Source organism: Hydrogenophaga sp. (genome assembly GCF_041633695.1).
Lineage (GTDB): Bacteria > Pseudomonadota > Gammaproteobacteria > Burkholderiales > Burkholderiaceae_C > Hydrogenophaga.
The window spans coordinates 1-13,430 of sequence record NZ_JBFJMY010000080.1; the positions used below are offsets into that span (position 1 = coordinate 1).

At 61.2% G+C, this 13,430-nt stretch carries 14 protein-coding genes; 2 read left to right on the forward strand and 12 right to left on the reverse strand.

Annotation, left to right across the window (positions count from 1 at the left end):
* The 7 genes from pheT to aceA form a co-directional block, all read right to left on the reverse strand.
* Positions 1–1,179: phenylalanine--tRNA ligase subunit beta (gene pheT, locus ABYB95_RS07155; protein ID WP_372657791.1), on the reverse strand; the 1,179-nt coding region annotated here is incomplete at its 3' end.
* A gap of 121 nt (positions 1,180–1,300) precedes the next feature.
* Positions 1,301–2,374, reverse strand: a complete 1,074-nt coding sequence (gene pheS / locus ABYB95_RS07160; protein WP_372657792.1) for a phenylalanine--tRNA ligase subunit alpha — start codon at positions 2,372–2,374, stop codon at positions 1,301–1,303.
* A 131-nt stretch (positions 2,375–2,505) separates the two neighbouring features.
* The gene (gene rplT / locus ABYB95_RS07165; RefSeq protein ID WP_056274988.1) at positions 2,506–2,865 is read right to left on the reverse strand and encodes a 50S ribosomal protein L20; all 360 of its coding nucleotides are present in this window, start codon (positions 2,863–2,865) and stop codon (positions 2,506–2,508) included.
* A gap of 24 nt (positions 2,866–2,889) precedes the next feature.
* Positions 2,890–3,093, reverse strand: a complete 204-nt coding sequence (gene rpmI / locus ABYB95_RS07170) for a 50S ribosomal protein L35 (protein ID WP_056275072.1) — start codon at positions 3,091–3,093, stop codon at positions 2,890–2,892.
* Positions 3,094–3,278: 185 nt separating this feature from the next.
* Positions 3,279–3,887, reverse strand: coding sequence for a translation initiation factor IF-3 (infC, locus tag ABYB95_RS07175; protein WP_372657802.1), 609 nt, complete (start codon positions 3,885–3,887; stop codon positions 3,279–3,281).
* 121 nt (positions 3,888–4,008) lie between these two features.
* On the reverse strand, positions 4,009–5,916 hold the full coding sequence (gene thrS / locus ABYB95_RS07180; RefSeq protein WP_372657793.1) for a threonine--tRNA ligase: 1,908 nt from the start codon (positions 5,914–5,916) through the stop codon (positions 4,009–4,011).
* A gap of 260 nt (positions 5,917–6,176) precedes the next feature.
* A complete protein-coding gene (gene aceA / locus ABYB95_RS07185) occupies positions 6,177–7,508 on the reverse strand; it encodes an isocitrate lyase (RefSeq protein WP_372657794.1) in 1,332 nt (443 codons plus the stop codon).
* A gap of 359 nt (positions 7,509–7,867) precedes the next feature.
* Here aceA and ABYB95_RS07190 point away from each other — a divergent pair, with 359 nt between their 5' ends.
* A complete protein-coding gene (locus tag ABYB95_RS07190) occupies positions 7,868–8,839 on the forward strand; it encodes a DMT family transporter (protein WP_372657795.1) in 972 nt (323 codons plus the stop codon).
* Between the two features lie 9 nt (positions 8,840–8,848).
* On the opposite strand, the gene ABYB95_RS07195 is transcribed toward ABYB95_RS07190, so the two are convergent.
* Positions 8,849–9,520 carry a sulfite exporter TauE/SafE family protein gene (locus ABYB95_RS07195; protein ID WP_372657796.1) on the reverse strand — a complete coding sequence of 224 codons (672 nt, stop codon included), beginning with the start codon at positions 9,518–9,520 and terminating at the stop codon, positions 8,849–8,851.
* A 45-nt stretch (positions 9,521–9,565) separates the two neighbouring features.
* Entirely contained in the window at positions 9,566–10,945 is a 1,380-nt protein-coding gene (gene hemN, locus ABYB95_RS07200; RefSeq protein ID WP_372657797.1) for an oxygen-independent coproporphyrinogen III oxidase, read from the reverse strand.
* Positions 10,946–11,128: 183 nt separating this feature from the next.
* Here hemN and fnr point away from each other — a divergent pair, with 183 nt between their 5' ends.
* Positions 11,129–11,848, forward strand: a complete 720-nt coding sequence (fnr, locus tag ABYB95_RS07205) for a fumarate/nitrate reduction transcriptional regulator Fnr (protein ID WP_372657798.1) — start codon at positions 11,129–11,131, stop codon at positions 11,846–11,848.
* An 87-nt stretch (positions 11,849–11,935) separates the two neighbouring features.
* Here fnr and ABYB95_RS07210 read toward each other — a convergent pair whose 3' ends face one another.
* The 3 genes from ABYB95_RS07210 to ABYB95_RS07220 form a co-directional block, all read right to left on the reverse strand.
* The gene (locus ABYB95_RS07210; protein WP_372657799.1) at positions 11,936–12,229 is read right to left on the reverse strand and encodes a hypothetical protein; all 294 of its coding nucleotides are present in this window, start codon (positions 12,227–12,229) and stop codon (positions 11,936–11,938) included.
* Between the two features lie 37 nt (positions 12,230–12,266).
* Positions 12,267–12,566, reverse strand: a complete 300-nt coding sequence (locus ABYB95_RS07215) for a nitrogen fixation protein FixH (protein ID WP_372657800.1) — start codon at positions 12,564–12,566, stop codon at positions 12,267–12,269.
* Positions 12,567–12,617: 51 nt separating this feature from the next.
* Positions 12,618–13,430, reverse strand: an 813-nt coding sequence (locus tag ABYB95_RS07220; RefSeq protein WP_372657801.1) for a 4Fe-4S dicluster domain-containing protein, incomplete at its 5' end; no start/stop codon positions are given.

Genomic DNA, 13,430 nt, shown 5'->3' on the forward strand with positions numbered 1-13,430 from the left:
GGCTTGGCCACCGCAGATATCCAGCACCAGCTGCGTGATGCGTTCGACGTGTTCGACCGTGGTGGAGGGATCTACCCCGCGCTCGAAGCGGTGGCCCGCATCGGTAGAAAAATTGAAACGGCGCGAGCGGCCGGCGATGGCCTTGGGCCACCAGAACGCCGCTTCGATGAAGATGTTTTGTGTTTCGTCCGACACCGCCGTGGCATCGCCCCCCATGATGCCGGCCAGGGATTCCACCGCCTGGTCGTCGGCGATCACGCCCACCTGATCGTCCAGCACAACGGTATTGCCGTTCAGCAACTTGAGTTGTTCCCCGGCTTTGCCCCAGCGCACCTGCAAGCCACCGTGGATCTTGTCGAGATCAAAAATGTGCGACGGGCGGCCGAGCTCGAACATCACGTAGTTCGAAATATCAACCAGCGGTGAAACGCTGCGCTGCCCACAACGGGCGAGGCGCTCCACCATCCACGCGGGTGTCGCGACCTGGGTGTTGACGCCACGCACCACGCGGCCGCTGAAGCGTCCACACAAATCGGGCGCAAGCACCTGCACAGGCAGAGACGCCTGCAAGGCCACTGGCGCTGCTGGAAATTCAGGCTCCAGCAGCGGTGATCCGGTCAAGGCGGCAACCTCGCGCGCCACACCGTACACGCTCAGGGCGTGCGCGAGATTGGGCGTGAGCTTGAGGGTGAACAGCATGTCGTCCAGCGCCAGTTGCTCGCGGATATCGCGCCCGACCACGGCGTCGTCGGCCAACTCCAGCAAACCGCCGCTCTCCTCCGACGTCTGAAGCTCTTTGGCCGAGCACAACATGCCCTGGCTTTCCACGCCGCGCAGCTTGCCCAGCTTGATCTTGAATGGCTTGCCGTCTTCGCCCGGTGGCAACTCGGCGCCCACGGTTGCGCAAGGCACCTTGATGCCCACGCGCGCGTTCGGCGCGCCACAGACGATGTTCAGCGGAGCGCTCTGCCCCACGTCCACCTGGCACACACGCAGACGATCCGCGTTGGGGTGTTGCTCGGCCGACAGGATTTGCCCCACGACAATGCCGGTGAAGGGCGGCGCCACCGGCGTCAACTCTTCCACTTCCAGGCCGGCCATGGTCAAGGTGTCGGCCAGTTGCTGGCTGGAGATAGGTGGGTTGCAGAAGCTGCGCAACCAGGATTCAGGAAACTGCATGGAATCGTCTCAAAAAATTACGCCGTAGGCACTCCCGTGCCCTCAATCCAGAACGCCGCTGCACCCGCGCCGCCATTTGGGCGCGGCCCCATAGGGGAACGTGCGCGCAGCGCCGCAGGCATCACTTGAACTGCGACAGAAAGCGGACATCGCCGTCAAAGAACAGACGCAGATCGTTCACGCCATACCGCAGCATCGTGAACCGGTCCATGCCCATGCCGAAGGCAAAGCCAATGAAGCGTTCGGGATCCAGCCCCATGTTGCGCACCACATTGGGATGCACTTGGCCCGAACCAGCCACCTCCAGCCAGCGACCCGCCAAGGGCCCACTCTGGAACTGGATATCGATCTCGGCGCTGGGCTCCGTGAACGGGAAAAAACTGGGGCGAAAGCGCAGCACCAGGTCATCGCTCTCAAAGAAGGTGCGGCAAAAGTCCGTGAAAACGTATTTCAGATCTTTGAAACTGACGTTCTCGCCGATCCACAGGCCTTCGCATTGGTGGAACATGGGCGAGTGCGTGGCGTCGCTGTCGACGCGGTAGGTGCGACCCGGCGCGATGACGCGGATTTCGGGCAAAGGCCCGTTGAACAGCTCGCCTGAACGCGGGTCAAAACCACCGCCATGTCGACGCACATGTGCATGCACGTAGCGCACTTGCATGGGGCTGGTATGCGGGCGCAGATTGAGCGAAATGCCGTCAGTCCCTTTGCCATCGATGTAAAAAGTGTCCTGCATGGACCGCGCAGGATGGTTCGGCGGGCTGTTCAGCGATGTGAAGCTGAACCAGTCGGATTCGATCTCGGGACCTTCGGCCACGTCAAACCCCATGGAACCAAAAATCGCCTCGATGCGCTCTTGCGTGAGACTCACCGGGTGCAAACCACCCAGCCCGCGCTGGCGGCCTGGCAAGGTCACATCCAGGGCTTCGGTCTTGAGCTGGATGTCCAGTTCGGCGTCGGCCAAGGCCTGGCGGCGTTCGGTCAGAGCGGATTCAATGGCTTGTTTGGCCTGGTTGATGGCTGCGCCACGGCTCTTCTTTTCTTCCACCGGCAGAGCAGCCAGCCCTTTCATCTGTTCGGTGATACGGCCCGATTTGCCCAGAAACTGCGCCTTGGCATTTTCCAGATCGGCGGGGGTGGCGGCCTGCGAAAAACTGTCGCGGGCGCTGGCAACCAGTGCGTCCAACTCGTTCATGTGTGTCTGCGGATAGCGGTGGGCAAAAACAAAAAAAGGGTTGAAGCCGGCGGGGATACTCCCCAAGCTTCAACCCCTTTGAGCGACTCCGGAAATGATGGCTCCCGAAAGAGCCCCCATTCCGTCGGGAATCAAGCGGCCAGCTTGGCTTTGACTTGCTCCACGATGCTGCCAAAGGCAGCCGGGTCGTTGACGGCCAGATCGGCCAGGACCTTGCGGTCGATCTCGATCGAAGCCTTTTTCAGGCCATTAGCAAACTGGCTGTAGGTCAGACCACAAGCGCGTGCACCAGCATTGATACGGGCGATCCACAACTGGCGGAACACACGTTTCTTGGTGCGGCGGTCGCGGTATGCGTACTGCCCAGCCTTCATCACCGCCTGTTTGGCGATGCGGAAGACGTTACCGCGGCGGCCGCGGAAACCTTTGGCCAGAGCCAGTACTTTTTTGTGTCGGGCGCGAGCCGTGACACCACGTTTGACGCGAGGCATAAATTACTCCTTGTTCGTCGTTGATCAAATGCCCATGCCGGGCAGCATCTGCGCCATGTGACCCATATTGGTCTCATGAACAGTCACTGAACCGCGCAGGTGGCGCTTGTTCTTGGTGGTCTTCTTGGTCAGGATGTGACGTTTGAAGGCTTGACCGCGCTTGACGGTGCCACCGGGACGAACGCGAAATCGCTTCTTCGCGCTGCTCTTGGTCTTCATTTTGGGCATGTGAATGCTCCTTTTTTCATTGTGCTCGTGAGGCGCCGCGAACCTTCCGCGGACTTGTTGGCCCCGAGCCACTTTTGAAGAAGCGCCTTTCGACGCTTCTTTTCGACACCCGGCTTGCACCCGGTGTCTCGGACCGGCAGGAGACTACCCTGCCCGTCCAATCCTGGTCTTCTCGTCGGCAGCCTTCAGCTCGCCGATTGCACAGCCTGATCGGCTGCGGCTTTTGGACTTCCCCCGCCCCCGCTGGGCTTCTTGCGACCGGGCGCGATCATCATGATCATCTGGCGCCCTTCCAGCTTGGGAAACTGCTCCACGATGATGGAATCGGCCAGCTCGTCGCGGATGCGGTTGAGCAGGGCCAGCCCCAATTCCTGGTGCGTGATCTCGCGCCCCCGAAAGCGCAGCGTGATCTTGCATTTGTCGCCATCGTCAAGAAAGCGCCGAATATTGCGCATCTTGATGTTGTAGTCACCGTCGTCGGTGCCCGGGCGGAACTTGATTTCCTTGATCTCGATCACCGTCTGCTTGGCCTTGGCCTCAGCAGCGCGCTTCTGTTCCTGGTACTTGAACTTGCCGTAATCCATCAGGCGGCAGACAGGCGGCACAGCGGTCGCTGCGATTTCGACCAGGTCGACATCCAGCTCTCCGGCCATGCGCAATGCGTCTTGCAGACTGACAATGCCCAGCGGTTCGTTTTCTGGACCGTTGAGGCGAACCTCAGGGGCCATGATTTCTCGGTTCAGTCGGTGTGCGCGCTCTTCACGGTGGCGGCGATCGCGGAAATTGGTAGCTATGGTGTGTTCCTTAACGTGGGCAATTCAAACAGTGAACCACGCCGCCCATGCGGACGGCATGACATTTAGCGCAAACACGAAGGGCGCGGCAGCGGTAAAGGTATCCACCGGCGGTTTGAAATCAAACTTTGGATGAAACGTCTGCCGCGATGAGTTTGGAAAAGGCTTCCAGCGACATGACGCCGAGGTCTTTGTTACCCCGGGCCCGCACAGCCACGGCGCCAGCCGCCTTCTCTTTGTCGCCCACGACAAGGATGAAAGGGGGCTTTTGCAACGCGTGCTCCCTTATTTTATACGTGATTTTCTCGTTGCGCAGGTCTGTCTCGACCCTAAGCCCTTGATTTTGCAGCGTTTTAGCGATTTCGCGACAGTAATCGGCCTGCGCATCGGTGATATTGAGCACCGCCACCTGCACCGGCGCCAGCCAAGTGGGCAAGGCTCCGGCGTGCTGTTCGATCAAAATCCCGATAAACCGCTCCAGGCTGCCGACGATGGCGCGGTGCAACATGATGGGCCGGTGGCGAGCGCCGTCCTCGCCCACGTACTCGGCATCCAGGCGCTCGGGCATGTTCGGATCCACCTGGATGGTGCCGCACTGCCACGGGCGGCCGATAGCGTCTTTCAGGACGTATTCGATCTTGGGCCCATAAAACGCGCCCTCGCCCGGCAGGTATTCAAAATCACAACCTGAAGCCTTGAGGCCCTCGGCCAAAGCCGCCTCGGCCCTGTCCCAACTTTCCTCCGAACCGATGCGCTTCTCCGGGCGCGTCGACAGCTTGTAAATGATGTCGGTGAAGCCAAAGTCCCGGTACACCTTCTGCAGCAAGGTCGTGAAAGCCACCACCTCGGACTGGATCTGGTCTTCGGTGCAGAAGATATGCCCGTCGTCCTGGGTGAAGGCGCGCACGCGCATGATGCCGTGCAGACCGCCCGACGGTTCGTTGCGGTGGCATTGCCCGAACTCGCCAAAGCGCAGCGGCAGGTCGCGGTAGCTCTTGATGCCTTGCTTGAAGATGATGATGTGCCCGGGGCAGTTCATCGGCTTGAGCGCGTAGTCGCGCTTTTCCGACTCGGTCACGAACATGTTTTCGCGGTACTTGTCCCAATGGCCGGTTTTCTCCCACAGACCCTGGTCCAGGATCTGGGGGCCTTTGACCTCCTGGTAGCCGTTGTCGCGGTACACGCGGCGCATGTACTGCTCCACCTCTTGCCAGATGGACCAGCCCTTGGGGTGCCAGAACACGGTGCCGGGCGAATGTTCGTCGATATGGAACAGATCCAACTCGCGCCCCAGCTTGCGGTGGTCGCGCTTTTCCGCTTCTTCCAGCATCGTCAGATGTTGCTGGAGCTCGTCTTTGGTGGCCCATGCCGTGCCGTAGATGCGCTGCAGCATCTCGTTGCGGTGGTCCCCGCGCCAGTAAGCACCGGCCACCTTCATGAGCTTGAAGTGTTTGAGCTTGCCCGTGCTGGGCACGTGTGGGCCACGACACAGATCTTCAAACGCACCCTCGCGGTACAGGCTCACGTCTTCGTTGCTCGGGATGCTGGCGATGATTTCGGCCTTGTAGTGCTCCCCCATGCCTTTGAAATAGGCGACCGCCTCGTCGCGCGGCAATACCCGGCGCGTCACCGGCTCGTCCTTGGCCGCCAGTTCGCCCATGCGCTTTTCAATAGCCGCCAAATCTTCGGGCGTGAACGGGCGCTTGTAAGAGAAGTCGTAAAAGAAGCCGTGCTCGATCACCGGGCCAATGGTCACTTGCGCATCGGGAAACAATTCTTTGACCGCATACGCCAGCAAGTGGGCGGTGGAGTGCCGGATCACCTCCAGGCCGTCGGCGTCTTTCGCCGTGACGATGGACAGCGGGCTGTCGGCGGTGATCTGGAAGCTGGTGTCCACCACCTTGTCGCCAATCTTGCCGGCCAGCGCGGCCTTGGCCAGACCGGCACCGATGGATGCGGCGACTTCGGCCACGGTGACCGGGCCAGGAAATTCGCGTTGGGAGCCGTCGGGGAGCGTGATGTTCAACATGGGGTAGATCCGGAAAACAAAAAAGCGCGGCATGGGCCGCGCTGAGTGGATGAAGAAAAGAAATCGGGCAGGCGCGAACTGCAGGCCTTAAGAGGCCAGAGTGATCCACTCCGTAGTTCGCGGTGTCATAACCAGATTGCCTTTCTCGCTCTTTCTGTGCTGTCGAAAAGTGGCCTGATTTTCCCACAAAAAAAGCCCGCACCTGAATCGGGCGCGGGCTCTATGTCTCCTCGGCCTCGGCGGGCCCTTGGGGATTCAGATCAGTGGAACTGCTCTTCTTCGGTCGAACCGGTCAGCGCCTTGACGCTGGAAGAGCCGCCCTGGATCACGGTGGTCACGTCGTCGAAATAACCCGCACCCACTTCTTGCTGGTGCGACACGAAGGTGTAGCCCTGCTCGCGTGCGGCGAATTCCGGCTCTTGCACCATTTCGGTGTAGTGCTTCATGCCTTCGCCCTGGGCGTAGGCGTGCGCAAATTTGAAGGTGTTGAACCAGTTGATGTGGATACCGGCCAGCGTGATGAACTGGAACTTGTAGCCCAGCGCAGACAGGTCTTCCTGGAAAGAAGCGATCTGCTTGTCGTTGAGGTTCTTCTTCCAGTTGAACGAAGGCGAGCAGTTGTAGCTGAGCAGCTTGCCTGGGCAAGCGGCGTGCACGGCCTGCGCAAATTCGCGGGCAAAGCCAATGTCTGGAACGCCGGTTTCACACCACACCAGATCGGCATAGGGTGCATAGGCAACGCCACGGCTGATCGACTGCTCCAGACCGTTCTTGACGCGGTAGAAGCCTTCAGGCGTGCGCTCGCCGGTCAGGAAAGGCTGGTCGTTGGCGTCGTGGTTGCTGGTGATCAGGTTGGCGGCTTCCGCATCGGTACGGGCCAGCACGATGGTGGACACACCCATGACGTCGGCGGCGAAACGCGCAGAAATCAGCTTCTCGCAGGCTTCACGCGTGGGCACCAGAACCTTGCCACCCATGTGGCCGCATTTTTTCACGGCGGCCAGTTGGTCTTCGAAGTGCACGCCAGCCGCGCCGGCCGTGATCATGTTCTTCATCAGCTCGAAAGCGTTGAGCACGCCGCCAAAACCGGCTTCTGCATCGGCCACGATGGGCAGGAAGTAGTCGATGAACTCTTTGGAACCCGGCTCAACGCCACGGCCCCACTGGATTTCATCGGCGCGCTTGAAGGTGTTGTTGATGCGACGCACCATGGTGGGCACCGAGTCGTAGGCGTACAGCGACTGGTCGGGGTACATGGTTTCGGACGTGTTGCCGTCGGCGGCCACTTGCCAGCCCGACAGGTACACGGCTTCCAGGCCGGCCTTGGCTTGCTGCATGGCCTGGCCAGCGGAGATCGCACCGAAGGCATTCACATAGCCCTTCTTGGAGCTGCCGTTGATCTTGTCCCAGAGCTTTTCAGCGCCGCGCTTGGCCAGCGTGTGCTCGATGTTCATGCTGCCGCGCAGACGCACCACGTCGGCGGCGCTGTAGCCGCGCTTGACACCTTTCCAGCGGGGGTTGGTGGCCCAGTCTTTTTCCAGGGCTTCGATCTGTTGCTGGCGGCTCAGTTGTTCGGTGAGGGATTGGGGCATTTAAAACTCTCCATGAGGTGGGTGGAAGGGGTCGGACCACGCAGTGCATGCAATTGCGATGCCGATGGATCTACTGTAAGTCTTATATAAGACCTTGTGAAGCTCTTGTGTCTTATATAAGACAAAAATAATTTCGTTATTTTTCAAAGATATTCAGAACATATTTCTCAATATGGTATTGAAGTTCTCATATTGAGAAATATTTTTGCGCTGCAGCATTGTGCATTTTCATAATGAGAAAATTTATTCTCTTATCGTGAAAGCCCAGTGACAGCGGCGCCACGCATCCCTGGCGACCGCCACGCCACGGCCGCATCGGGCGGCACCCAGTGCGTGCATCGGGCATGATGCGGCCCCATATGGATCTGAAAGAACGCCCCGAAACCCCAGCCCACCGTTTGTGGGCCCACGCCTGCCTGGCTTTGAGCATGTCCCTGGTCGGCAGCTATGTGGCTTTGTCCAAGCCGCTGGTGCTGGTCTTCCCGGTGTTTCTGCTGGCCTGGCTGCGGTTTGGCATTGGCGGCCTGGCCATGGCGCGCTGGCTCAAAAAGCCCGCCAACGAGCCCGTGCTCAGCCCCCACACCCGGCGCCTGCTGTTCCTGGAGTCGTTTCTGGGCAATTTCCTGTTCTCGATCTGCATGTTGTTCGGCGTGAGCCTGACCACTGCGGTCGCGGCCGGTGTGGTCATGTCGTCCATTCCAGCCATGGTGGCGCTGCTGAGCCGCTGGTTTCTGCGCGAGCGCATCGATCGACGTACCGCCGCTGGCATTGCCTGCGCCGCTGTCGGCATTGGCTTGTTCTCCCTGCAGAAGGTCGATCCCGGTAGCCACGCGGCTGCACCAACGCCCGATGGCCCTTTGGGGTTGACCCAGGCGTTCTGGGGCAATCTGCTGGTGTTCGCGGCCGTGGTCTGCGAGGCTTCTTACGTGGTGATCGGCAAGCGCCTGACCGATGGGCTCGGCCCAAAGCGCATCTCGGCCATCATCAACCTCTGGGGATTCGCCCTGGTCACGCCGATGGGGCTTTGGGCCGCCTGGCACTTCGACTTTGCGGCCGTCGGCCCGGGCATATGGACCCTGCTGGTGTTCTATGGCCTGGCGGCCAGCGTGTGGACGGTCTGGCTGTGGATGACCGGTCTGAAAACGGTGCCCGCTTCCCGCGCCGGGGTGTTCACTGTGATGCTGCCGGTGAGCGCCGCCGCGATCGGTGTGGTCTTCATGGGTGAACGGCTCACGCCCATGCAGATGGTGGCCTTTGGTATCGCGCTGCTGGGCCTGGTTCTCGCCACCTTGCCGGGCCGCAAAGTCCGCCCACCGGATCTGCCGCTGTAGATCCGGTTTTCACAAACACCACAAGCCCGTGGGCTGGGACAGCCCCATCCAGAGCGCCCAGCCAGAGGTGACCACCAAAGCCAGCCCGGCCATGCGAATACCCCAGGCGCCCGACCGCCCTGCCCTGAGCTTCAACAACAGCCAGGGACCGGCGGTCAGGGACAGTGAGGTGCCGAGCGAAAACAGCGCCATGACGGCCCCGCCCTCCCAGGCATTGGCGGTGAGCGAGGCCACCAACAAGGCGGAATACAGCAGCCCGCACGGCATGAGCGCCCAGGCCACACCCAGCACCACGGGTGCGCGCTGCCCCATGCGGGTGAGCATGGGCCGGGCTTTGCGCCAGATCGTTTGGCCCAGAGCGTCGATCCACGCGGGCTGGCGCGCCTGCCAGACCAGCACCGCGCCCATCAACAAGGCCGCCAGGTGGAACATGGTCCACACCGGGCGTATGGCAGCGGTGTTGGTACCCAGCCAGGCCAGGCCCTGCACCGAACCGGCTGCGAAGGCGCCAAACAGTGCATAGCCCAGCATGCGGCTGGCCTGAAATGTCCACAAGGCTTGGGTGCTGCGTGCGCCCGCCGCCCGGCTGATACCCGCGCATGCAGCGCCGCACATGGCCACACAATGCGGCCCCCCAGCCAGGCCCATGAACAAGGCGGTGAGCGCCATGGATGTCTGCATGCGGCAACGCTATGGACGGAGCTGAGCAAGCACGCTGGGCCCCACTCAGATGATCTTGGAGAAGCGGGCGCGATCGCGGTCTTGTTGCAGGTGTTTGTCGAACACCATGGCAATCGCCCGCACCAAAAACCAGCCGCTGGCGGTGACCTTCAGGCCGGTCTCGTTCATGCTCAGCAAGCCCTGTTCGGCCAAGTCTTCGAGGATTTCGAGTTCACGCGCGAAATAGGGTTTGAACCGGATCAGGTGGGCCAGCTCGAAGGACTCGTACTGCAGCTCGCCTTGGCACATGATGGCCATGATCACCGCGCGGCGCAGCAGATCGTCGCGTGTGAGTGCCAGCCCGCGCACCACGGGCAGGCGGCCCTGGTTCAAGGCGTCGTAGTACTCGTCCAGTGTCTTGGCGTTCTGGCTGTAGGTGGCACCGATGCGGCCGATGGCGGACACACCCAGCGCGATCAGGTCGCAGTCGGCCTGGGTGCTGTAGCCCTGAAAGTTGCGGTGCAAGCGACCTTGGCGCTTGGCCACCGCCAAGGCGTCGGACGGCAGGGCGAAGTGGTCCATGCCGATGTACACATAGCCGGCATCGATGAACGCGTCCAGCGAAGCCGACAGCATGGCCAGCTTGTCGTTGCCGCTCGGAAGTTCGGCCGAAACGATGCGCCGCTGCGGCTTGAAGCGCCCCGGCAAATGGGCGTAGGCGTAGAGCGCAATACGGTCCGGGCGCAGTTCGTTTACCTGGGTCAGTGTGCGGGCGAACGATTCGGGCGTCTGCAGCGGCAGGCCGTAGATCAGGTCCACGTTGATCGACTCGAAACCGATCTTGCGTGCCGCAGCCACCAAGGCAAAGACTTGCTCGGCCGGCTGCACGCGGTGCACCGCTTTTTGCACCGCCGGATCAAAGTCCTGCACGCCAAAGCTCAAGCGGTTGAAGCCCAGATGGGCCAGGGTCTGCAAGCGCTGCTCGGTCACGGTGCGCGGATCGACCTCGATCGAATATTCGCCGCCCGGCACCAGCGAAAAATGGCGCCGGATCATGTCCATCAGATCGCCCAATTCCTCGTCGCTCAAAAAGGTGGGCGTGCCGCCACCCAGGTGGAGCTGGGACACGCGGTGGTTTTGGCCGAAATGCGCCACTTGCAGTTCGACCTCGCGAGAGAGGTAGCGCAGGTATTCGGCCGCGCGTTCGTGGTGCTTGGTGATCACCTTGTTGCAGGCGCAGTAGTAACAAACCGATTCGCAGAACGGGATATGCACATACAGCGACAACGGCAGCGCCATCGAGCCTGCTCGGCGCTGCTCCAGTGCCTGGATGTAGTCTTGGTCGGTGAACGCCTCGACGAAACGGTCGGCCGTCGGGTACGAGGTGTATCGGGGACCGGAAATATCGAATCGCTTCAGCAATTCGTCGGGAAGGGCGTGGCTCACTGACGGTTCTCCAATTTGGGCTGTCCACTTTGCACCCCGGCGCGCCACCCGCATTTGATTTGGATCAAGTGCAGCAGACATACCCGTGCTGCTCATCGGGCGAACGGGGACCAAAAGGTACTTTTCCCCTTTGACGCAGGCGCGATGCGTTAAGCTGGAACACATTCAAAAGAGGTGATACCGATGGACGCACAAAGCATCAAAGTCGCATGCTCCAGCTGCAATCTGCGCGAGCTGTGTTTGCCCATGGGCTTGAACGCGGAGGAGATGGGCAAGCTCGACAACGTGATCACCACCCGCCGCCGCGTCAAACGCGGCTCGGCGCTCTTCAACACCGGTGACAAATTCCATTCGTTGTTTGCCGTGCGCTCGGGATTTTTCAAGACCTGCGTGACCACGGCAGATGGTCGCGACCAGGTGACCGGCTTTCAGATGACGGGCGAGATCATTGGCCTGGATGGCATCGTGAACGACGTGCATTCCTGCGACGCCATCGCACTGGAGGACGCCGAGGTCTGCATCATGCCGTTCGACCAGGTGGAAGAGCTGTCGCGCGAATTCACCACGCTGCAGCACCATGTGCACAAGATCATGAGCCGCGAAATCGTGCGCGACCATAGCGTGATGCTGCTGCTGGGCAGCATGCGGGCCGAAGAGCGCCTGGCCGCCTTCTTGCTGAACCTGGTACAGCGCTTGCACGCACGCGGCTTCTCACAGTCCGAACTCGTGCTGCGCATGACGCGCGAAGAAATCGGCAGCTACCTGGGCATGAAGCTGGAAACCGTGAGCCGCACCTTCTCCAAGTTTGTGGACGATGGCATTGTGGATGTGAAGCAGCGCTATGTGCACATCAAAAACACCGAAGCGCTGCGGAGCATCGTGAACCCGCCGTCCTGCGCTTAGACGCTTCTACAGCCCCGTTGCACAGCGGCGGCGTTCAATCTGTTTGCGAAAGCCGTGTCATGGCGGGATCTGTTGGTCCGCTCTCGCTCAGTTGCACGAGCCGCCTTTGCTGCAATCGTCCGGTCGCTGCGCCACCGGAAATGGGCATCGGTTGACTTCGTAAGGCGACATGGCGAGCAAGGTCGTCAGTGCGCTGGAGGCCATGGTCACGCCCCAGAACACAAAAAACGCGAGGGTGTAAACGGTCTGGCGCGAAAGATCCAGGGGCGAGCCGAACCAGTGCAGGTCGCCCGGATCCACCATCGCAAACACGATCATTTCCAAAACCGCCGCGACCAAAAAGGCCGGCCAGGCGATCCACATCAAGCGTTGGTTGAGCATGGGGTTGGTCTCCTCTTGGTCTGCAACCGGTGCGGTCTCACTTCTCCACCGCAGGTGTTACCGGCGCAGCCGCGTGGTTGCGTGCCTGGTGCGCCGGTTGCAGCTTGACGAGGGCGTCGATCTGGGCCTGCCCTTGCAGCTGCCGGGCGGCCTGCTCGGTCTGCTCGTAGCCGCTTTTGTCCAGCACCGGATCGGCGTAACGCACCGCGATGTAGGCCGTGATGATGCTGGCCACCACCACCAGCAGCGGGCCACCCACCACCAGGTACATGTGGGGAACGCGCCACCAGGCAATGGGAGGCACCGGGGCCTGTGGGGGCAAGGCAGGAGCGGTCATGATCGGTTCACCTTCGGGGTTGATGGGTTGGGTGGAGGTGGTGGCGCGGCTTCATCGCGGCACCAAGAACGCGGCCTTCTCCGTCACCTGGGCCACGTCGTCACCGGTCGATTGGATGACGAAGTGGATGGCGTGCGAACCCGGGGCTGCGGCATCGGGTGGCACTTGCACTCGCAGTACCGCTGAGCGCACCTCGGTGGGCAAGACCTCGATCTGCGCGTCCGACGCGATGACGATGCCGGGCAGGCCGCTCACCTCGATCACGTAGCGCTGCGGTGATTCGGTGGCGTTCATGACCTGCAAACGAAAGACGTTTTCAATTCGGCCTTGTTCCACCATGCGTGCCAGTGCACCGCGATCGCGGATCACGTCGACCCGCAGCGGCGTGCGCAAAAACAGACTGACGCCCACCGCCAGGGTGATGAGCAAAAGAATCCCGCTGTAAATCAACACCCGCGGGCGCAGGCCCCGGCGGATCATCTGGGCCTTGCTCCACTGGTTGGCCACGCCGTTCTCGGTCGAGTACTTGATGAGCCCACGCGGGTAGCCCACCTTGTCCATCACAACGTCGCACACGTCGATGCAGGCGCCGCAACCGATGCACTCGTACTGCAAGCCTTTGCGGATGTCGATACCGGTGGGACAGACCTGTACGCACAGTGTGCAATCGACACAGGCGCCCAGCCCCAAAGCGACGGGATCGGCCTTTTTTGAACGCGCACCGCGTGGTTCTCCGCGCCGCTCGTCGTAGGTGACGACCATAGTGTCCTTGTCAAACATGGCGCTTTGAAAGCGCGCATAAGGACACATGTATTTGCACACCTGCTCACGCAGAAAGCCGGCATTGCCGTAGGTGGCAAAGCC